20 protein-coding genes are annotated in these 20,001 nt (G+C 58.0%); 11 read left to right on the top strand and 9 right to left on the bottom strand.

Annotated elements, in window-relative coordinates; all coding sequences use genetic code 11:
* Positions 1–26: 26 nt before the first annotated feature.
* Positions 27–842, bottom strand: coding sequence for a phage capsid protein (locus J7395_RS11015; protein WP_209221500.1), 816 nt, complete (start codon positions 840–842; stop codon positions 27–29).
* Positions 843–1,074: 232 nt separating this feature from the next.
* Between J7395_RS11015 and J7395_RS11010 the strand changes: the two genes are divergently transcribed.
* On the top strand, positions 1,075–1,875 hold the full coding sequence (locus J7395_RS11010) for a hypothetical protein (RefSeq protein ID WP_209221499.1): 801 nt from the start codon (positions 1,075–1,077) through the stop codon (positions 1,873–1,875).
* On the opposite strand, the gene J7395_RS11005 is transcribed toward J7395_RS11010, so the two are convergent.
* The 6 genes from J7395_RS11005 to J7395_RS10980 form a co-directional block, all read right to left on the bottom strand.
* Positions 1,872–2,573, bottom strand: a complete 702-nt coding sequence (locus J7395_RS11005) for a hypothetical protein (RefSeq protein ID WP_209221498.1) — start codon at positions 2,571–2,573, stop codon at positions 1,872–1,874. The two genes, J7395_RS11010 and J7395_RS11005, sit on opposite strands and share 4 nt — an antisense overlap.
* Positions 2,574–3,214: 641 nt before the next feature.
* Positions 3,215–3,478, bottom strand: a complete 264-nt coding sequence (locus J7395_RS11000) for a hypothetical protein (RefSeq protein WP_209221497.1) — start codon at positions 3,476–3,478, stop codon at positions 3,215–3,217.
* Positions 3,475–5,346, bottom strand: coding sequence for a portal protein (locus J7395_RS10995; protein ID WP_209221496.1), 1,872 nt, complete (start codon positions 5,344–5,346; stop codon positions 3,475–3,477). The genes J7395_RS11000 and J7395_RS10995 overlap by 4 nt, the downstream gene beginning before the upstream one ends.
* A gap of 3 nt (positions 5,347–5,349) precedes the next feature.
* A complete protein-coding gene (locus J7395_RS10990; protein ID WP_209221495.1) occupies positions 5,350–5,592 on the bottom strand; it encodes a hypothetical protein in 243 nt (80 codons plus the stop codon).
* Between the two features lie 189 nt (positions 5,593–5,781).
* Positions 5,782–6,288 (bottom strand): hypothetical protein, encoded by a 507-nt coding sequence (locus J7395_RS10985; protein WP_209221494.1) that lies wholly within the window; start codon positions 6,286–6,288, stop codon positions 5,782–5,784.
* Positions 6,276–6,716: a hypothetical protein gene (locus J7395_RS10980; protein WP_209221493.1), complete on the bottom strand. Its 441-nt coding sequence runs from the start codon at positions 6,714–6,716 to the stop codon at positions 6,276–6,278. Before J7395_RS10980 ends, J7395_RS10985 begins: the two co-directional genes overlap by 13 nt.
* 348 nt (positions 6,717–7,064) lie before the next feature.
* Here J7395_RS10980 and J7395_RS10975 point away from each other — a divergent pair, with 348 nt between their 5' ends.
* Positions 7,065–7,352 carry a hypothetical protein gene (locus J7395_RS10975; protein WP_209221492.1) on the top strand — a complete coding sequence of 96 codons (288 nt, stop codon included), beginning with the start codon at positions 7,065–7,067 and terminating at the stop codon, positions 7,350–7,352.
* 148 nt (positions 7,353–7,500) lie between these two features.
* The gene (locus tag J7395_RS10970; RefSeq protein WP_062952745.1) at positions 7,501–7,695 is read left to right on the top strand and encodes a DUF1508 domain-containing protein; all 195 of its coding nucleotides are present in this window, start codon (positions 7,501–7,503) and stop codon (positions 7,693–7,695) included.
* A gap of 80 nt (positions 7,696–7,775) precedes the next feature.
* Here the strand turns inward: J7395_RS10970 and J7395_RS10965 are convergent, their stop codons facing one another.
* Positions 7,776–8,810, bottom strand: a complete 1,035-nt coding sequence (locus J7395_RS10965) for a LacI family DNA-binding transcriptional regulator (protein WP_209221491.1) — start codon at positions 8,808–8,810, stop codon at positions 7,776–7,778.
* A 147-nt stretch (positions 8,811–8,957) separates the two neighbouring features.
* Between J7395_RS10965 and J7395_RS10960 the strand changes: the two genes are divergently transcribed.
* The 8 genes from J7395_RS10960 (at position 8,958) to J7395_RS10925 (ending at position 19,113) form a co-directional block, all read left to right on the top strand.
* On the top strand, positions 8,958–9,968 hold the full coding sequence (locus tag J7395_RS10960) for a TRAP transporter substrate-binding protein (protein WP_209221490.1): 1,011 nt from the start codon (positions 8,958–8,960) through the stop codon (positions 9,966–9,968).
* 94 nt (positions 9,969–10,062) lie between these two features.
* Positions 10,063–10,662, top strand: a complete 600-nt coding sequence (locus tag J7395_RS10955; RefSeq protein ID WP_209221489.1) for a TRAP transporter small permease — start codon at positions 10,063–10,065, stop codon at positions 10,660–10,662.
* The gene (locus J7395_RS10950; protein ID WP_209221488.1) at positions 10,659–11,936 is read left to right on the top strand and encodes a TRAP transporter large permease; all 1,278 of its coding nucleotides are present in this window, start codon (positions 10,659–10,661) and stop codon (positions 11,934–11,936) included. The genes J7395_RS10955 and J7395_RS10950 overlap by 4 nt, the downstream gene beginning before the upstream one ends.
* Before the next feature lie 10 nt (positions 11,937–11,946).
* The gene (locus J7395_RS10945) at positions 11,947–12,486 is read left to right on the top strand and encodes a VOC family protein (protein ID WP_209221487.1); all 540 of its coding nucleotides are present in this window, start codon (positions 11,947–11,949) and stop codon (positions 12,484–12,486) included.
* A 3-nt stretch (positions 12,487–12,489) separates the two neighbouring features.
* Positions 12,490–13,758: a ribulose-bisphosphate carboxylase large subunit family protein gene (locus J7395_RS10940; protein WP_209221486.1), complete on the top strand. Its 1,269-nt coding sequence runs from the start codon at positions 12,490–12,492 to the stop codon at positions 13,756–13,758.
* A 5-nt stretch (positions 13,759–13,763) separates the two neighbouring features.
* Positions 13,764–15,065, top strand: coding sequence for a four-carbon acid sugar kinase family protein (locus J7395_RS10935; RefSeq protein WP_209221485.1), 1,302 nt, complete (start codon positions 13,764–13,766; stop codon positions 15,063–15,065).
* Positions 15,066–15,129: 64 nt separating this feature from the next.
* A complete protein-coding gene (locus J7395_RS10930; protein ID WP_209221484.1) occupies positions 15,130–15,750 on the top strand; it encodes a helix-turn-helix transcriptional regulator in 621 nt (206 codons plus the stop codon).
* Positions 15,751–15,903: 153 nt separating this feature from the next.
* Positions 15,904–19,113 (top strand): CHASE domain-containing protein, encoded by a 3,210-nt coding sequence (locus tag J7395_RS10925; RefSeq protein ID WP_247742091.1) that lies wholly within the window; start codon positions 15,904–15,906, stop codon positions 19,111–19,113.
* A 47-nt stretch (positions 19,114–19,160) separates the two neighbouring features.
* On the opposite strand, the gene J7395_RS10920 is transcribed toward J7395_RS10925, so the two are convergent.
* Positions 19,161–19,979 carry an inositol monophosphatase gene (locus tag J7395_RS10920; RefSeq protein ID WP_209221483.1) on the bottom strand — a complete coding sequence of 273 codons (819 nt, stop codon included), beginning with the start codon at positions 19,977–19,979 and terminating at the stop codon, positions 19,161–19,163.
* Between the last annotated feature and the right edge of the window lie 22 nt (positions 19,980–20,001).

Below are 20,001 nucleotides of genomic sequence, written 5' to 3'. Positions count from 1 at the left end.
TATGGAAAATCGTCAAAAGCCGCAGCCTATTCCTTCGCGCGGATGCAGCTCACACCGGCATCATCAACAAGCACTGCACCCTGGCTCATGGAATTGTTGACGAAATGCGCCGCATGGTCGCCATGCCAGGTAATGTCGGATTGCACATCGGCCCCAATCGCATGGCCAATCGCCGTTCTGTGATACCAGAAGCACGACCGGATGCCGTCCGCCACCGGAAGCCCCGAATGCGGCATCCACAGCGTACCAAGCCAGCGTTTGGCCTGTGTGCCCTTCCACGGAAGGTCATCATCGCCGACATAATCGGCATTGGAAAATTCCGGGACTTGAAGCAATTCCGACCACTGTTTCCAGCCGACAATCGCATAACGCTGCCCGTCATCGGGCACATCGCGGTTGCCCATGCCTTCAAAGGCTGCCATCACCTTGCCAAGCGTAAGCCCTGTATCATTGTGATCAATAAGCTCCTCGCCGCTTGCCAGCGCATTGATGATCAGATCATCGGTCTTGCGACCCAGTGCATAGGCACCGGCATTGGCCAGAACCATCTTTTCATCGTGATTGGTCTTAAGCTCGTCCAGCGCATCGACCCAGTCACCGGCATAATAATCACGCAAATCACAGCGCACCGCCTCATGTTCGGCATTCATCACCGGCACCTTGCCATGGCGCGCCTTGGTGGTGGCCTTGCCCTTGCCGACTTTCTGGAAAACCGTGCTGGCCCCCTTCACACTGTTTTTGACCCGCACCGTATTGCGAAGCTTTGATCCCATCCGCTGATAGGCCTGATGCACATCGGCCTGGAAATGATCGACAAAGCTTTTATCGATTGTCACGCTCATTGGTTTTGTATCCTTCTGCCCTAAAACAATTTTCCGACCACCGTGGCGATGAAACAGCCCGACAGCGCGGCAAATCAGGTAATTCCGCCTTATTTGCACCCCGAACCGGTCATCTTGCGGTCATGGTTGAGTGGTTTGGTGTTGTGGTTCGGAACCCCGCCTGCTCGGCCGGTTTCGAACACCTGTCCGGTTTGGCCGGACCTGTTGCAAAATTGATGATCTGGAGTTTGCGTTGCGCGCAAAACTGTTTGCCACCATCGCCCTGATCGGGATTGGGGCAGCGGGTTATACCCTGCTGCCCTATACCCCTGTTCCCGGCTATTTCAATGATTTCACCAGCCGGGTTTCGGCGCTTGCCGGCTTTGGCGCGGAAAATATCCGCAACCGGGTTCTGCCCGATCTCGAAGCCGAACTGTCCAACGCCGATCTGGCAATTGGCGCGCCGGTTTTCGTGCGCGTCTTCAATGCCGACCGCGATGTCGAAGTCTGGCTCAAGGCAAACAACCGTTACCGCCTGTTTACCCGCTATAATTTCTGTGATGCCGATGCCATTACCCATGCCAGTGACGGCGATGGAAACTCCACCGGTGCCGATAGCGCCACCATCGGCAATGCTGCCGATCTTGGCGTTTACCATGTCACGCGCGACGACCTTTCCCCCAACAGCCCCCATCACCTCGAAATCGCCTTGACCCCGCTCACATCGGGCACACCCGAGGATATCGAGCAACAGGCCCAAACTGGCCAACCCGCCCTTCGCGGCAATTGCGAGGGCACGGGCGGCATCGCCCTTGAAAACGGCGATATCGAACCGGTCTATATGCTGATCGATACGGCCCTTCGCGCCGGTCAGGCACAGGTGCCCGTTCACGTCTTTGAAAAACGCCAGAACATGGATGATGCAGTAACCCTCACCGAAGACGCCTTTGCCAGCGTTCCGGCACCGGGGCTTTATGACGTTTACGCCGCGTTCGAGCGCACCCGCATCCCCCCCGAAGTCCAGAAAACCGATGGCCGCTATCAGGTGAACTAGGAAACGCCATGCAGGCGGTCAAAACCTGCCTGCACCTCGGCCACCATCGCCGGATCACGGTCGCGCCAGTATCGCGGATCATTCATTTTGGCCCGGATATCACTGCGTAGATCCCCCGTCGCATCGCTTGGCCGTCCGGCACTCAATCCCGGTTCCGCACCGCCACTCATCAACCGATGAATGCTGCGCACCCCGTCTGCCGTCTGGCACAGAACCTCAAACGCCGCCTCCGGCAGGTGCTCACGCCCCCATTTTTCAATCCGCGGCGCGATCCGCTTCCAGTTCTCCGCCCCGCCAAACTCGGCCACCAGGGCTGCCCGATCCGTGGCACGTTTGCTCGCAACCTCGACCTCGCCAACTAACGGCCCGATCACCTCGGCCGCCAGATCATAAACAAGCTGCGCCTGTGCGCCGGTAAATCCCGCTTCATGCAACCGCGCGTTGACCGCCGGATCAACCACGCCCAAGACTTCATCAACGGTAATCTCGTATCCGTCGGACGTTTCGGGAATGCTCGCCGGGTCAATAACCGCGATGGCTTCACCGGCCTCAACCTCACCTTCCGGCAGAACACCAGCATCGGAAACCACATCTTCCAACACCTCAGGCACGCCACCCGCCGCATCAGCCGGGCGCAACAGATTACCTTCTGCTCCATGCCCGGCTTCTGACCGCGTCAAGTTCTGCTCAATGGTCATGATACACTCTCCCCTCTCCGCGCAGCCGCTTCACTGCCGGATTGCTGTTCATAAAAATACGATTTTTCCTGATTAACACTGCGCGGGGCAGCAAGGTCTGGACGGTCAGGCAAATGACGCCGTCACTCCCTCGCGCCGCACACTCCCCATCGTCGATGCGACACCAAGTCTGGATGCCCGCATTCGCGGGCATGACGGTTGAAGGCAAAGGTCACTCCACTCCCCCCGTCACTCCCGCGAAGGCGGGAGTCCATAGCGCCGCAGGCTCCAAACTCACATCAAACGCTCTACCTAACCCACCTTCGCAGGCAGAAGCACCCCAGGACCAACAACAGAAAAGGGGGGCACCTCGCCCCCATCCGCTACGCCTTCGTTTACGCTGCCTCTTGCAAGCTCGGACCAGCACCCGCGGCCTTAAGCACCGCACACTCCCACCAAAACCGCGAATGCGGCACCGCTGTCTGGATTCCCGCCTTCGCGGGAATGACGACTGGAACGAATAGTCGCGCCTAACCCTCTCCGTCACTCCCGCGAACGCGGGAGTCCATCGGGCTGCATGCGCCAAACTGGCATCAAACACTCCACCCACCCTAGCTTCACAGGCAAAGGCACCGCCGGAACCACCAACAGAAAGAGCAACCTCACCCTTTATCCGCCGCGCCTCCGTTTACGCTGCCCCTTGCAAGCCGCACCATCTGCAAAACCAGTGCCCGCTGCCCTTCACGCATCCAGATCGCCCGATCCGGGCTTTGCGGACCAAGTGCGGTTTTGATGATGCTACGTTCAAGCTCCGCCAGAACCTTCTGCCCCGCGTGCGTGCCAAAGCATTGCTGCCAATGCACCCGATCCGCTTCATCCGTTTCGTCGGCGGCTGCCACCTCCTCAAACCAGTCCCAGCCACTCATACCGCATCCTCCAAAACGCCCGCCTCAAGTGATGGCTCGACCGGCGGCAAAACCGGCAAAACCGGCCTGAGCAAATGGTCCGGCACGCCAAACTGATCGGCAAGCCAGCGGACCATGTGCGGCATATCGACCTCGCCCAGCGCCTCCGGCCCCAGCGTCGCAATGCGTGACAGCCAATCCATCGCCTGCCCGGCCTGTACCCGTTTGGGCAACTGCGCCAGCGGCGCGCTATGGCGCAACTGCACGACATCACCATCAAGCGGCATATCGGGCAATTCGCCCCGCCGCACCAGAATATGGATCGCCCGTCTGATCAGCGGATAAAGCAGTTCCGCCTGCAACCGTCCATAAGTCGCCCCCAGCAACCGGGCATTTTCCGATGCCCGTTCGAGAACCTCGGTCGCGGTCATGCCCGGCTGGTCACTTTGCCCCAGCCGATCGGCCAAAAGGCACCGCCGGATACGATCACGCAGATCGGACAGCACCAGATCGGAAACATCAAACCGCCCCGGCGCATCAAGCGGCGTTAACCCTGCCGACCCGACCGCCTTCGGGATGATGCTTCCCGGTACAAGCCGGATCGCCGCCGGGTTCAAAACCCCGTCATCATCGGCCTGCCAGATGCCCGTCACCGCGATGGATGCGTTTTTAAGCACCAGCTCGACCACCTTGTTCGCGGTCTTGATATCCGGCAGCGCCTTCATCACCGGCGATCTGCCATAAACCTCGCCCGGCGCCTTCATCCAGCGAAACGCGATATAGGGCGACACCTCAAACCGGTCGCGGTGAAGGACGCCATCTTCTCCCGCCAGCCCACCCGAAACCGCTTCGTCATGCTCAAAAAACACGCAAAGCTGATAACCACCCGAAATCCCCGGATCGGGCAAAACCGCCTCGACCACCGCGTATCGTTTCGGGGTCTCGCCCGGATCACGATCCGCGTCAGGCAGTTTCGCCTCCGGCCATTGCCTTGCAATCTCGTCCCGGGTTAGCGACAGCTTGCGAAACACCGCATCCATTCTGCCATCATGGCGTTCCTCGAACGCCACGTCTCGAAGCGGCACCGCCGTAAACCGGAACGCCGACGGACTTAAAAAATCATCCGCTTCAAGCCGAAGGCACGCCGTCCCCGCCGTCACCAGATCAAGAAACGCCTGATGCATCTCGACTGCGAAATTGGACCGGTCAAAATGCCCCTGCAAAATGCTCGCGGCCCTTGCAAGCCGCGCGGTCAGAATGTCCCGATCCGCATCCGCCACATTGCCGCCCGGCTCAAACGTGAACCAGCCGCCCATCGGCGGGGTGATTTCGGCCATCAGGCTTGCCGCAAGCTGCTCGACCGCATCCGGGGCCGTGGCATCAAACACCCGATCAAATTTCTTTTCCCCACCAGATGCACCACCCGATGCAACCGGCTGCTCGCTTGCCCCGTTGCGTTGCGGCAGGGCGAATTCATAACATTCCTGCCAATGGCGCATCCAACCGCGCTTCTGTCCCATCGCTGCCCGAAACCGGGCCCGCAAATCGGCAATCGCAATCGTGCCGGTTTTGGTTCCGGCATTGCGGCCTGCCCCGGCTCTCGCACCGGCACCAGCACCAGGGCGGCCCACCGGCTCCTTCGCCATCCGGCCAAATCTCGCCGCCTTCTGGTCTGCCCTCGACAGGCGGACATCCTCCGACATGGCTTCGGCCTTGTCGGTTCCCGTCCGGCCAGCTCCAACCAGACCATCACCACGCCGCGTCTCCGCACCGTTGCCCGTTGGCCCATCGGTGGCGGCCCGATCAGACGTCGGACGCTTTGCCGCCGCCACACCCGTCTTCCGCGCCGGGCGGACCGGGCGCGCTTTGCGGTTCTGCCGTTCTGTCATCGCCTAATCCCCCAAAAGATTTTTGCCGCCCGCCGCACGGTCGATCCGGTCCGAAAGCAACCCGCGAAACCCCGTGCCGATCAGTCCGGCCCGGCCATAGCGTCGCCGCTCCAGCCCCTCGGACCGCGCCCGTCTTGCCGCTTCTGCCGCACTTTCCCCGTCATCGACGGACGACGGGTTTGCGGACGGACTGGTGGCAATTGGTGGTGGCGTGGATGGTTTTGGTGTCGAAAACAGACTGCCCATGATGCCCCTTTGCCTTCCCTCTGCCTCATCCCATAGACGGGACCTGAAAACCAAATGCCCCAAACCGGGGCTAAAAAAAACAAACGCCCTTAAACGGGCTTGGAAACAAAAACGCCCGCAACGCGATGAAGCGATGCGGGCGCAATTGTGGTGTTGACTTCTCCCTTATGGCACAGGAAAAAGAACAAATCAAGAACATTTTTCAGAAAAAAACACTCTCCCAAGATAAGCCTTTGTTTCCGCACGTTTAATCGCGCAAAAAAGTTGATGCGGCGTCACGATCCAGACCCCGGAAATGCCCAGCAACCGCTTGACGAACTCAACACAGGTAAACGCGCCCAACCGCACCCGCCTTGGCACTTCCGCCGGATAACTGACCCAGACGCAGTCAAATCCGCGCGCCCGGTAATGGGCTTCGGGGTCAAACAGAACCGAATATTGCCAGACATCGCACGCCACACGATGGCTTTGCGGATCAAGGCAGATCCACTCCCCGGCACGTCCGCCCGACATCAGCACGAAACAATGCCGGAAACCGGGTTTCAGCCACCGCAAAAGCCGCTTTTCCGGTGCATCGGCAAACACCACAAGCACATCGCGCATGACGGGTTCGGTTGGCGGATTTGCCCCCGGATATGCGGGCTGTTTCACTGCTGCCAAAGCAGGTGTGATCGCCTCACGGGTCAAAGTCTGCATGGCGGCAATTCCCCCGTCATTTTGATCATTTTCTCGGGATGGTGAAAGGCATCCTCGGCCCCCGACAGGACGATATCGCGCGCAATCAGCACATCCTGCAAGGCCGCCATGGCATCGCACCAAAGGTCATATTTCGGCTTTTCACGCCCATCGCGTGGATCGGGCGTGCGTTCCACCAGCCCGTAATATTCGATCACCTGCAAATGCCGGTCACCCAGCACATTTTCACGCCGTAACCGCATGACCGCGTTATAGATATCATCCGGGTCGCACGGGCGCACAACGTCGCTGGCATCCGCCACCACACGCGCCCCTTCGATCCGTGACGCCTGGCACCGCACAAACCAGAACCACGCCTGCATGGCACTGGAAAACGGGGTCGTCACGCGGTCCGCTATCGGCTTGGGAAAAAGTCTCTGTTCACTCATTTCGCCCTCCTGCTGATCTGCCTGTCTCGCATCAACACCCCGAAAAAGCGTGCAAATCTCCCCTTTTGCGCATCATCGACTGCGCAAAACCGCCAATTGCCGGATATGTAAAGATTGCCAACGTGATACGTGCAAAACCCGGCTTACATGCCGTTTTCCGCCATTCTGACCGCATCGAAGCTATTTCCGGATGCACTTCCGGTGTTGATCCACAAGCTATAATCCCTTTTTGTTCTCATTGTAAAGGATTAATTTCCTATTATCCGAACAGCCGCAAAAATGCTCGACTTGGCGGTCACCGGATGAATAATGGCCTTACAGATATCCGCAACCAGACGAGAGACTCCCATGAGCTGGGCCAGCATCAAAATGACGGAACAGGAAGCAATGGGAATATCGACCGATTTTGTCGATGCGTTTGAAAAGCTGTTTATTGCCGCCAAAAAACCGCGTGACGCCGCCCTTTTCTGCTCGCGCGAACTCGGGCCGGATGATGCGTTTTTCCTCTCCCCCGGCGCGCAGAAAATTGCGACCTCCCTGCTCGCACTCCGCCCGGCCACGAAATGCAAGGCACCGTCGAAAAAGGATGTGATCCTGCTGGCGGGCCATGATGACGGGATTGCGCTTCTGCGCTAATCCCGCGCTCTTCCTGCCCCGTTTCATCACAAAACCGCTTCTGAACTGTCTTCATGGATGCCTGACCGGGGATGCCCGACCGGGCAATTTTCCATCACCGGGCATGCGGTCCATTGCATGCCGATCCACTGACAGTCAGGAGTCTCCCATGGCAAATCCCCCGTCCCCGCGTTACGAGCTTTACAAGGACAAGAAAGGCGAATGGCGCTGGACCTATATCGCGCGCAATGGCCTTAAAATCGCGATGAGCAGCGAGGGCTACAAAGCCAAAGCCGACTGCATCCACAGCATCGATCTGCTGAAATCATCGAAAGACGTTCCGGTGCATGACGCCACGGCTTAAAGCACCTTTCCGAAACACAAAACCCCGGCGCAATCCCGCCCGGGGTTTTGATTTTTTTTAGCAGGCCGCAAACCATCCGGCTAAGGCAGGTTTTCCTTGACCACGACCTGCATGGTCAGGTCCGCCACCCCCTGCATCGCGGCCGCGTCATTGCGGATATTGTCAAATATTTTCAAGGTGTTCTGCACGATGATATCGGGACTTTGCGTGATCACCACATCCATGATGTCCTCAAGCAGGAATTTGCGCGTATCGGTGGTCAATCCATGGCCGATGAAAACGATATCGCGCCCCCGGTCGCTTTCGCGAAGCGCACGTGCAATCCCGTCAGATGACCCGCCAACATTGTAAATCCCGATCAGATCGGGATATTCCGTCAGAAGCGATACGGTATGGTGGTAATTTTCCGCACGGTTGTCATGGCCTTCGCGCGCGGCAATCACCGAAATCCCCGGAAAACTCTCATCCATCAGGCCAAGGAACCCCATTTCGCGTTCCTCATGTGCCCGGTATGTCCGGCTGGCGGTAATCAGCGCCACCCGACCACTGGATTGCCGGGTCAACCGGCCCAAAAGATACCCCGCCGTCCGCCCGACCGCCCGGTTATCCAGCCCGACATAGGCCGCATGGCGCACCCCGGCAATGTCGGACACCAGTGTCACCACATGCTTGCCCTGGGCCTGCAGGTCGGAAACCGTTTCACGCACCAGCGGATGGTCAATCGCCATGAACGCAATGCCATCGGCGGTTTTGGCGTGCTGGCGCATGGCATCGGACAGCAGTTTGGGATTGAAACTGTCGATGAAAAAGCACCGTGCACGGATGTTATAGCCCGATGGCTGCTCGGCCGCGGATTTGATGGTTTCACCCAGAAGTCCAAGATACGGGTTGGTCCCCGCCGGCAAAAGGAAAACAACCTTCATCGGGCGCGGGCGCAACGTCGCCTGCATATCGGATTCGGGCAGATAGCCAAGCTCGGCGGCGGCAGACAAAACCCGTTTTGCCGTCATTTCACGCACACCGGCACGTTTGTTCAAAACGCGATCGACTGTTGCGGGCGAAACCCCTGAAAGGGCTGCAATATCCTTGATTACCGGGCCTGTCGTCTTCGGCATTTATCCCTCAAAACCATCAAAACACATCAATTAATGATGTTTGATGAGGGATAAACTTTCACCTACCATCATTTTATTCAAGGGAAAAACAACAATAGCCCTTCATATTCGGCCATAACGGCCTGCGGACCATCACGGGAGGAAACAATGGTCATTCACGGAAAATTCCGTCATTTCGTCGCATCCGTTGCGACGGTCGCCACCTGCAGCCTGTTTGCCGTTGGCGCACAGGCACAGGAATACGAACTCAATTACGGTCACATGAATTCCCCGACCAGTGTCGTGGGCATGCAGGCCGACTGGCTGGCCGAAGAGGTCGCCAAAAACACCAATGGCGCAGTCAAGATTGACGTTTATCCGTCATCCCAGCTTGGCAAAATTCAGGAACTTGCCGAAGGCGTTTCCATGGGTTCCATCGCGCTTTCACACAATACGGCTGGTGCGCTGAGCTCGCTTTACGAAGATTTCGGTGTTCTTGATACCCCGTATCTTTATCGCGACTATGACCACCTGATGAAAGTGGTCGACATCAATTCCCCGGTCATGGCCGAACTTAATCAGGGCCTGATCGACAATACCGGGATGCGTGTTCTTTACGCTTTCTATTTCGGCACCCGTCAACTGACCGCGAACCTTCCGGTCAAGTCGCCTGCTGATCTTTCCGGCGTCAAAATCCGCGCCATTCCGTCCCCGGTTTACCTGACTGCGGTCGAAGGCCTTGGTGCCGCGCCGGTGCCAGTTGACTGGTCCGAAGTTCCGACTGCCCTTGCCACCGGAATCGTTCAGGGCCAGGAAAACCCGGTAAACGTCGCTGTTGACCACAAGCTTTATGACGTTCAGTCGCACATGATGCTGACCGGCCATATTTCGGCTGCTGAAATCGTCGTCATCAACGAAGACCTCTGGCAGAGCTTCCCGCAAGACATCAAGGATGCCCTTAACAAGGCGGCAGAAACTGTCCGCATGAAGGCATCGCAGATGATCCTTGATCAGGAAGCCGGTGATCTTCAGAAGCTCAAGGATGCGGGCATGACGATCATCGGCCCGGATGACGGGCTTGACGTTGCGGCCTTCCGCAGTGGCGTCGAAAAACTCGTCCATGAACGCTTCGACGAGAAATACGGTGCCTATTACGAAAAGATTGCTGCTGTAAAGTAATCGCGCTTCGGGCGGTCCGGCCCCCAAGATCAAAGCCGGACCGCACTGAACTTCGCCTTTTTTCTGTTTTTCCGCTTCTTGTCCGGGGTTTGTCATGCCGAACCGGAATTCTCCGATCTATCGGGGGCTCGACCATATCTGTCGGGTTCTGACACTGCTTGCGATGCTGATGCTGGCATTGATGACAGTGCTCGTGGTCGGTCAGGTGATCCTGCGCAATTTCTTTGATCTTGGCCTGCCATGGGCCGATGAACTGTCGCGCGTTTCCAATATCGCGCTGGTGTTTTTCGTCGTCCCGGCCCTGATGCTCCATAACCGCCATATCGCGATTGACCTGCTCTATAGCGCGCTTCGCCCGCGCGGCAAGGCGATCCTGCGGACCGCCAATTACATCCTGATCACCGCCTTTTCCGGCGTATTCCTGTTTGCGCTTTACAAGTTTCTTCTGCGGGCGGGCAAATTTTCAACGCCTTCGATGGGGCTATCGAACCTTGTCGTCTATGCCCCGGCGGTGATTGCCATTGTGTTGCTGGCCGCCGTTGCGATTTACCGCCTTGTCACCGGCACAGAACCCGCCGCCCATCACGAAGAAGCCGACGATAACGACGACGAAGACGACAGCGACGATAATAACAACGACGCTATCGATACCGCCGCCACGATTGCCGTATCCCGCGAGGAACCCCGCCCATGATGAGCGCGACCCTTCTTGTCCTGTTTCTGGTTCTGATGCTGATCCGGCTGCCGATTGCCATCTGCCTTGGCCTGTCTTCGGCCGTTGTCATGATCCTGTTTAACCTGCCGATGGCGGTATTGGCGCAACGCACGGTCAATGCGCTGGATTCAACACCGCTTCTGGCCGTGCCGCTGTTCATTTTCGCCGCAAGTCTGCTCAGCACATCGGGTGTCACCAACCATCTGTTTGAACTGGTCCGCATGATGGTCGGCTGGATCCGGGGCGGCACCGCACAGGTAAGCGTTCTGGTCAGCCTGATCTTTTCCGGTGTGTCGGGTGCGGCCCTCGCCGATATCGGCGCACTCGGGTCGATCCAGATCAAGATGATGCGCAAACAGGGCTACAGTGCCGAATTTGCATCGGGCATCACCATGGCGGCCGCCACCATCGGCCCGATTTTCCCGCCCAGCATCCCGATCATCATCTTTGCCTCGGTCGCCAATGTATCTGCCGTCAAACTGCTGATTGCCGGGATCGTACCTGCGGTTCTGATCACGGTTCTTCTGATGTTGCAGGTCGGCGTAATGGCCCGGATTTACAAACTGCCGCGTGACGAGGTCAAATTTGACTGGGCCGCATTTGGCCGCAAATTCGTGGTATCCCTTCCCGCCCTTGCCGCCCCGGTTCTTCTGATTGGCGGTCTGATTTCGGGCTATTTCGGCCCGACCGAAGTCGCCGGGGTGACGGTTGCCTATGCGCTGTTTATCGGCAAATTCATCTATCGCGAACTTGATGTCAAACGCATCATTGCCGCCGCCCGTGACACGGTCGATGCCACCGGCAGCGTGCTGTTTATTGTTGCCACGGCGGCCCTGTTTGCCTGGGTTCTGACCATGGATCGCCTGCCCGCAACCGCCAGTGCGTTCCTCCTCGACCTGTCGGACAATCCGTTGATTTTGCTGTTCATCGTCAATGTGTTGTTGCTGGTCGTTGGCATGTTCCTGGAATCAATTGCCGCCATCCTGATCATTGCACCGATCATCACCCCGGCCCTGACGGCTGCTGGTGTTGATCCGCTGCAACTTGGCATCGTCTTTGTGCTGAACCTGATGATCGGGCTTCTGACCCCGCCGGTCGGGATGAGCCTCTATATGGTCAGCATCATCGCAAAAATGCCGCTGCATCGGGTCATTCGCGGGGCACTGCCCTTCCTGATCCCGCTGTTTTTATCGCTTCTGGCGGTGACCTGCATACCGGCAATCTCGACCTGGTTGCCAAACCTTCTTGGATAAGTGAGGAATTATGAGCAAGTTTTTGGGCGAAATCCGCCAGCTCGGCTATGTCGTGCCCGATATCGAGGCCGCAATGGAATATTGGGCAACCACCATGGGCGTCGGCCCCTGGTACTATAATCCCAAGGTCCCGATTGAGGATTACCGTTACGACGGCAAACCTTACGAGGTCCACAATTCCGTCGCCCTTGCCAATTCGGGCTTTGTCCAGGTCGAACTGATCCAGACGCGCAATGATGCACCGTCGATGTATCGCGATTTTCAGGAAGCAGGCCATATCGGCCTTCAGCATGTCGCCTACTGGACGCAGGATTTTGACAATGATCTGGCGCTTATGGAAGCACAGGGCTTCAAGGTCAAAATGAGCGGCACGGTCGGCGAAAACGGCCGGTTTGTCTATTTTGACAAGGAAGACCATCCCGGCACCGTGATCGAGCTTTCCGAGGTCGTCGGCCCCAAAGGCCGCCTGTTCAAAACCATTTACGAGGCATCCGTCGGCTGGAACGGCGATGATCCCGTCCGTCCCTTCCCGTCGCTTTCGGAAATCTGAGCCATGGACCTGATCGAAGCCCGTTACCTGATCGAAACCCCGATGGACCCGGCCAAAATCGCCGCCATCATCGCGGGCGAACAAAGCAGCGGCACATTCGTGCGCGTTGCCGGGGAAACCGACGAACTGCGCGAACGCTGTGCGGCGCGCATCCTGTCGGTAACCGAACTGGATGCCGCGACCGAACCCAGCCTGCAAAGTGCCTATTTGCAGGCCAAGGGCATCGGTGGCCCCTATCGCCGCGCCGAAGTTCGGGTTGGTTTCCCGACCGGCAATATCGGGCGCAATCTGGCGACACTGGCATCCACTGTTTCGGGCAATCTTTATGATCTGGGCGAAATCACCGGGTTGAAGCTTTTGGATGTCAAACTGCCTGCATCCTATCGCGATCTGTATGACCGCCCGGTTGCCGGAACCAGCGGCACACGCAGCCGCATGAAGGTCGAAGGCCGCCCGTTCTTTGGCACGATCATCAAGCCAAATGTCGGTCTTCGCACCGATGATATCGCCGATCTGGTCGAACAGCTTTGCGAGGCCGGCGTTGATTTCATCAAGGATGACGAGGTCTGCGCAAACCCTGCATCCGCCCCGCTTGCCGACCGTATTCCCGCCGTCATGGAACGGGTTCGCAGATATCGTGACCGCACCGGGCGCGATGTGATGATTGCCTTTAACATCACCGATGAAACCGATGTGATGCGCCGCCATGCCGACCTGGTCGAAGACGAAGGCGGTTCCTGCGCCATGGTCAGCATGAACTGGGTCGGGCTTTCTGCCATGCAGACCCTGCGTGCATCAACGCCGCTTGTCCTGCACGGGCATCGCAACGGCTTTGGCGCATTGTCGCGCCATCCGCTTCTGGGCATGGCTTTCCCCGCCTATCAGACGCTGTATCGTCTGACCGGGGTCGATCACATGCATGTGCATGGCATGGGCGGCAAATTCTGCGATGACGACGCCGAAGTCACCGAAAGTGCGCGCCTTTGCGGGCAACCGCTTTGTGCCGGTGAAACGGATGATATCGTCCTTCCGGTCTTTTCATCGGGTCAATGGGCGGGCACCGTTCCGGCAACATTTGATGCTGTCGGATCGGCTGATTTCATGTTCCTTGCCGGGGGCGGCATCCTTGCCCATCCGTCGGGACCTGCCGCCGGTGTGCGCAGCCTGCAAGACGCATGGGAAGCCTGCGCAACGCGCCAAAGCCTTGACGCACAGGCCAAAACCAGCCCCGCCCTGGCCGAGGCACTGGCTTTTTACGGCAACAAGGCCTGATCGCGATGGCCGATATCGTTTTCTGCGCAGATGATTTTACCGGGGCGTCCGATACGCTGGCAACCTTGACGCGCGGCGGTAAATCCGCCCGCCTTTATCTAAGCCCGCCCCGTCTTTCGGACCACCCGGAAATCAAAGGCCTCGATGCGATTGGCGTTGCCACCTCGCTTCGCGCCGAAACTGTTGAAAACGGTATCAGACATATGGATGATCTTGTCGCCGGTCTGGCGACGGCAGGCGGTAAAATCCATCATTTCAAGGTCTGTTCGACCTTCGACAGCTCCCCCGACACCGGTAATATCGCACAGGTGGCAGACCGTTTTGCCAAGGGTATAAATGCCGGTTGGCAGGCGATCATCGGCGGGCAGCCATCGCTTGGCCGGCATTGCCTGTTTGGCAATCTGTTTGCCGCCGCAGGCGATGGCAACATCCACCGCATCGACCGCCATCCGGTGATGCGCGATCATCCGGTAACTCCGATGAAAGAAGCCGACCTTCGCCGTCATCTTGGCGCGCAGGGCTGGCCGGATATCGGGCTTATTGATGTCACCATGATCCGGCGCGGGTTGCTTTTCGTGACCACCGAAATCCGCAAAAGGCTGGCGGCCGGGGAAAAGCAGACATTGTTTGATGTCGGCGAGCACCATGATCTTGAAATCATCGGTCTGGCTTTCCGCGCGATTGCGGCGGATACCAATATCCTGTGTGTCGGAGCCAGCAGCGTCGCGCAGATTTTAACCGCCACCAACGGCAAAACCGCCCTGCAACCAACCGAACCGACTGCACGCCAAACCCGGCGCACCGGCCCGGTTCTCGCCTTTGCCGGAAGCCGCTCATCGCTGACCGCACAGCAGGTCGCCGCCACCCGGTTATGTGAAAAAGTCGAAATCAATCCGGCCGATCTGATTGATGACACCCGCTTTGCCCACAAGGTCGAAACCTGCCGCGATATGCTTCTGGGCAATCGCCATGTTCTGGCAACCCTTGGCGATGATGCGGCGCATGGCATTGGCGGCCACGAACTGGCCCAAGCCAGTGCCCGGTTCATTGCCGCTGTTTTATCGCAGGCCCCGGTCGGTTTCCTCGCGATTGCGGGCGGGGATACATCAAGCCTTGCCGTGCTTGAACTGCCAATCGACAGCCTGTCCTTCGTCACCGATTTTGATCGCGGTGTGCCGGTGATCCGGGCACACAGCACCAACCCGCAGCTTGACGGTCTGGAAATGATCCTCAAAGGCGGGCAGATGGGCAGTGCCGATATTTTTGACCGGGTCGTTTCACGCATCGAAAACCCGCATCGTTCCTGACACCGTTTGCCAAAGCCGAAATTAATTCCGTTTCCGAAGCAATAACAGGCTGCTAGGATGACGCATGATCCGGCAAGAACAGATATGGGGCGCGCTTGACAAGATCGCCGAAGATAACGGGCTGTCCCCCTCCGGACTGGCCCGTTTGGCGCAGCTTGACCCCACCACATTCAACCGGTCCAAACGAACGACAAATCAGGGCAAACCCCGCTGGCCCTCGACCGAAAGCATTTCAAAGGTGCTCTCGGTCACCAATGTCACCTTTCAGGAATTCGCCCAGCTTGTCGATGGCAACGGGGCCGGGCGCGTGCCGGTCATCGGCTTTGCCCAGGCCGGAAATCGCGGCTTTTTTGATGATGCCGGTTATCCGGTCGGCGGCGCATGGGAAGACATCACCTTTCCCGCCCTGCACGATCCGACCGCCTACGGGCTTCGGATTTCGGGGGATTCCATGGCCCCGGTCTTTCGCGATGGCGATCTGATTGTCGTCTCCCCGGCATCAAATATCCGCCCGCAGGATCGCGTGGTTCTGAAAACCACATCGGGCGAAGTCATGGCCAAGGAACTGGTCCGCCGCGGGGCGATGGGGGTGGAACTCAAATCGCTGAACCCGGCTTATGAAGACCGCTATGTCGAGGCCCGCGACATTGATTGGATCGCCCGCGTCCTTTGGGTCAGCCAGTAAAAGCCCCCCACCCTTTGCGATCTCCTCAAATGGGGATGGTGCATCGGGGAATTTGCGTGATAATCGATCTGAAACAATGCGGTTGGGATATTCCTTTTTGCGTATGATTTCCCATCTGAAGCAATAGCGCCCCAACCCCGGGAAGGATCGAATTTGCGTCTGGGCCCTGTTCATATCATCCGCTTTGCGGCGATCACGCTAACCTATTTCGTTTTCGGTTATGCCGGGTTGCAGTTTCCCTTTTATGGCAGCAGCGTCACCCTGATCTGGGCCCCATCCGGGATTGCGCTGGGTGCCCTGGTTGCATGGGGATGGCGGTATTTTCCGGCGGTATTTCTGGGCGCACTTCTTGTCAATCTGACAACATCCGCGCCGCCGGAAACGGCCGTTCTGATCGCGACCGGCAATACTTTGGCCGCAACCCTTTCATCGCTTCTGATCGTCAGATTTTGCAGCAAGCCCCCCCTTCTGTCCGCGCGCGGCATATTTGGCCTGATTGCCATCGGCGGGATCGGCGGCCCGGCACTTGCCGCCCTTTGTGGCACGCTCAGCCTCAGCCTGACGGTAATCGGAAATTTCGATCAGTTCACCACCATCTGGCACGGCTGGTGGCTTGGCGATCTGGTGGGGGCACTGGTGATCGGGCCGCTGGTCCTGCGCCTGATCCATCAGAAATGGCGCGCAAACGGCTTGGCCTATTATGCCGAACTTACCTTTGTCTGCGTCGCAACGATCATTGTCTCGTCTGCCGTGCAAACCACGCCGCTGATCGCCAAGCCAGAATATCTGTTTATCTTTGTCTCCCTGCCTTTTGTCCTGTGGGGGGCCATCCGGTTCGGGCTGCTTGGCGCGGCACTGGTCAATGCCCTTATCGTGATTGATATCGTGGTTTTTGCCGCAATGGGCGAAAGCACGTTTCTCAACATCAATATGAATGTCGGGCTGGCAAACCTTTACAGCTATGTCATCGTGGTCACCATCGGCACCCTGTTGCTGGGTGCGGGGATCGAAAAAATCAACATCGTTACCTCGCGCACCCGCGACGGCAGGATTTCAAACGATATTCACCGGCTGCGCCGCAATCTTGCGCTGATTGTCGGTCTGCTGGGGTTTTCAATATCCGGGCTGGCGGCGTGGTACACGTTCGGTCAGATCAACGAGGCCACCGATGCCCAGACCGAACAATATCGCCGCGCGTTCGAGGCATCCCTTCGCGAGGAACTCGGCCGTGCCACCGACAGCCTGATTGCGGTTCGCACCCTGTTTGACGTGCATGGTGACGTGTCATTCCACACATTTAACGCCATGATCGGCCCGTGGGTGGAACGGCGCGCGGGTGTCGGTGCGCTGGAATGGGTGCCCTATATCGAAGGCCGCGCCCGTGCCCTGATCGAGGAAAACGCATCGCTGCGCGGGGTTGAAAATTTTGAAATCCGCAGTCTGGTCGATGGCCAAATGCAACCGGCACCGGAACGCGATGCCTATTTCCCGGTTTTCTATATCTTTCCGCGATCCGGTAATGAAAACGTGATCGGCTTTGACCTTTCAAGCGAGGAAATCCGCAATCGCGCCCTGCAAACTGCCATCCGTACCGGCAACATTACCCTGACCGAGCCGGTCAAACTGGTCCAGTCCGCCTCGTCCGAGGTCACAGCCCTTGCCTTTCTGAATGTCCCGAACCGGCGCAATCCCGGTGCGGCACCGCTTGGTCTTGCCGTGGGTGTGCTCCGCCTGACAAACATGATCACGCGCGCGGCACGCATTGCGCGCCTGCCATCGGATTTTGAAATCCATCTGGCCGATCTGGATGCACCGGCAGGCCATCAACTGATCTATTCCAACCGCAGGCCCGACTATGCGATGAGCCACATCGCGGACGAAATCACGGCAGGCTACAACCCCAAAGTATCGACCTTTACCTTTGGCTTCCGCGACTGGACCATTGTCCTGCACGGGCCCGAAGCCCGCCTGAATGGCCTTTTATACTGGCAGCCATGGGCGATCTTTGTATTTGGCGCCACCATCAGCATCCTTCTGATGGTCTATCTGCGGTCCCTGACCCGCACTGAAAAACGGATTGTTGATCTGGTCTATCAGCGTACCAGCGAACTTGATAACGCCCGACAGGAAGCCGAAAACGCCATGAATCAGGCGCAGCAGGCCGACCGCGCAAAATCCGAATTCATCGCCCATATGAGCCACGAATTCAGGTCCCCAATGACCTCGATCCTGGGCTACGCCCAGCTGGCACGCGATGCCATCGACAAAAACGAACCGTCCGAAACCATCCGAAGCTATCTTTCGACCATCAATGGTGCCGGACGGCATGTTCTGTCGCTGATCGGTGATGTCCTTGATCTGTCAAAGATCGAAGCAGGCAAACTTGTCCTTGAAGAAGTCCCGACCGACATCCACGCGATATGCGAGGAAGTCGTTTCCATGATGATGGTCCCGGCACGCAATCAGGATAACCGCCTGCATCTTGATATCCCGGCTGACATGCCGCGCTGGGTGGTCGGCGACCCGGTCCGCATCAAGCAGGTCCTGACCAACTTTGTTTCGAACGCGATCAAATTCACCAAATCCGGCAATATAGATGTTGCCATCATCCCGCAGAAGATCGCCAATGGCCGCATGGCATTCCGCGTTGCTGTGCGTGATGAGGGGATCGGCATTCCCGCTGACAAGGTCCGTTCGATCTTCGAGGCCTTCACACAGGTAGACACATCGACAACGCGCCGTTTTGGCGGAACCGGCCTTGGCCTTGCGATCTGTCAGAAAATGATCCTGGCGATGGGCGGCACGATTGACGTCGAAAGCACCGAGGGTACGGGCAGCACCTTCTGGTTTGATCTCAACCTGCCGTTGACAGGCGCGCCAAAACTGGGCAGTGACGCCGAAGACGACCGTCATCTCGGCCTCGCCGATCCCGACAAACCGCGCGTCATGGGACGGAAGCTTCTTCTGGTCGAGGATATCCAGATCAACCGTATTCTCGCCCAGAAACTGCTTGAACAGCAGGGCCATGAAATCGTCACCGCCGCCAATGGGCAGGAAGCCCTTGATCAGTTGCTTGCCCATGATTTTGACGCGGTCCTGATGGATGTGCACATGCCCGTCATGGACGGGATCGAAGCCACCCGCCAGATCCGCGAATTTGCCGACCCGGTCAAGGCAACCATCCCGGTTCTCGCCCTGACCGCCGACACGTCAAACGACAATCTGGCCGAATTTCGTGCGGCAGGAATGGATGCACACTGCACCAAGCCGCTCGATATCAAGGCGATCAATCAGGAACTCGCACGCCTTGATTATCGCATGCTGTCTGAACGCAAACAGCAACTGACCGGCACTGGGGAATAAACCCGGCACCGGTCAGCATGGATACGATATCGCGCCATCAGGTGTGATCAGCCCCGATACGAAAGCCCGATCATATCCGCCAGATGTTTGGCAACATTGGGGCCCGCGGCCAATATCGGCCCGCCATTTTCAAGCACGTTGGGCAGATCAAGAAAATCATTGCACCAGCCCCCCGCCTCACGCATCAGGACAATCCCCGCCATGCAATCCCACGGATTGATATGCGGCTCGTAATAGCCGATCAAACGCCCGGCACTGGCATAGGCCATCATCAACGCGCAGGATCCGTTGCGGATGAACATGCCTTCCTCGTCCAGCAACTGGCCAATCACCGGCACGATCGAACTGCTTGGCAGGCGATGCGACATGCCGATCCCCATGACACCATCACTGACAAGTTTGGCATTGCTGGCCTTGACCGGCTCGCCATTCACACGCGCCCCGTCGCCGACAACTGCACTGAAAAGCTCGTCATTGCACGGATGATAGATCAGGCCGATAACCGCCTCTTTGCCGATCATAAGGGCAACCGAAATGCACCAGGTCGGCATCTGATTGACAAAACAGGCCGTGCCATCAATCGGGTCAATCACCCAAAGGCAGTCATTATCGCCCTTCTCGATGCCCATTTCCTCGCCGAGGAAACCATCCTCGGGAAAGGCATCACCGATCCGGTCACGAATGATCGCCTCGACGTTTTTGTCCGCAATGCTGACCATATCAAGCGCGTTGGTTTTGGTTTCAATCGCAAGATCGGCAGCGTCGCCTTCATAATACTCCATGGCGCGTTTTCCCGCCTCGCGGATCACGTCGCGCGCATGTTCAAACCGTGCCTCGATATCAATTCCCGAGAATGCTTTTTCCACTTTGTCCCTGCCTGAAACAGTT

It is taken from the genome of Thalassospira sp. A3_1 (assembly GCF_017744215.1).
Lineage (GTDB): Bacteria > Pseudomonadota > Alphaproteobacteria > Rhodospirillales > Thalassospiraceae > Thalassospira > Thalassospira lucentensis_A.
This window is presented reverse-complemented; position numbering and strand designations above follow the sequence as displayed.

Excerpts from the sequence above, each read along its gene's own strand:
- J7395_RS11000 (WP_209221497.1), bottom strand. The coding sequence starts at position 3,478 with ATGAGTGGCTGGGACTGGTTTGAGGAGGTGGCAGCCGCCGACGAAACG.
- J7395_RS11015 (WP_209221500.1), bottom strand. The coding sequence starts at position 842 with ATGAGCGTGACAATCGATAAAAGCTTTGTCGATCATTTCCAGGCCGAT.
- J7395_RS10945 (WP_209221487.1), top strand. The coding sequence starts at position 11,947 with ATGAGCAAGTTTTTGGGCGAAATCCGCCAGCTCGGCTATGTCGTGCCC.
- J7395_RS10995 (WP_209221496.1), bottom strand. The coding sequence starts at position 5,346 with ATGACAGAACGGCAGAACCGCAAAGCGCGCCCGGTCCGCCCGGCGCGG.
- J7395_RS10970 (WP_062952745.1), top strand. The coding sequence starts at position 7,501 with ATGGCAAATCCCCCGTCCCCGCGTTACGAGCTTTACAAGGACAAGAAA.
- J7395_RS10935 (WP_209221485.1), top strand. The coding sequence starts at position 13,764 with ATGGCCGATATCGTTTTCTGCGCAGATGATTTTACCGGGGCGTCCGAT.
- J7395_RS10980 (WP_209221493.1), bottom strand. The coding sequence starts at position 6,716 with ATGAGTGAACAGAGACTTTTTCCCAAGCCGATAGCGGACCGCGTGACG.
- J7395_RS10985 (WP_209221494.1), bottom strand. The coding sequence starts at position 6,288 with ATGCAGACTTTGACCCGTGAGGCGATCACACCTGCTTTGGCAGCAGTG.
- J7395_RS10940 (WP_209221486.1), top strand. The coding sequence starts at position 12,490 with ATGGACCTGATCGAAGCCCGTTACCTGATCGAAACCCCGATGGACCCG.
- J7395_RS11005 (WP_209221498.1), bottom strand. The coding sequence starts at position 2,573 with ATGACCATTGAGCAGAACTTGACGCGGTCAGAAGCCGGGCATGGAGCA.
- J7395_RS10930 (WP_209221484.1), top strand. The coding sequence starts at position 15,130 with ATGATCCGGCAAGAACAGATATGGGGCGCGCTTGACAAGATCGCCGAA.
- J7395_RS10955 (WP_209221489.1), top strand. The coding sequence starts at position 10,063 with ATGCCGAACCGGAATTCTCCGATCTATCGGGGGCTCGACCATATCTGT.
- J7395_RS10960 (WP_209221490.1), top strand. The coding sequence starts at position 8,958 with ATGGTCATTCACGGAAAATTCCGTCATTTCGTCGCATCCGTTGCGACG.
- J7395_RS10975 (WP_209221492.1), top strand. The coding sequence starts at position 7,065 with ATGAGCTGGGCCAGCATCAAAATGACGGAACAGGAAGCAATGGGAATA.
- J7395_RS10965 (WP_209221491.1), bottom strand. The coding sequence starts at position 8,810 with ATGCCGAAGACGACAGGCCCGGTAATCAAGGATATTGCAGCCCTTTCA.
- J7395_RS10990 (WP_209221495.1), bottom strand. The coding sequence starts at position 5,592 with ATGGGCAGTCTGTTTTCGACACCAAAACCATCCACGCCACCACCAATT.
- J7395_RS10950 (WP_209221488.1), top strand. The coding sequence starts at position 10,659 with ATGATGAGCGCGACCCTTCTTGTCCTGTTTCTGGTTCTGATGCTGATC.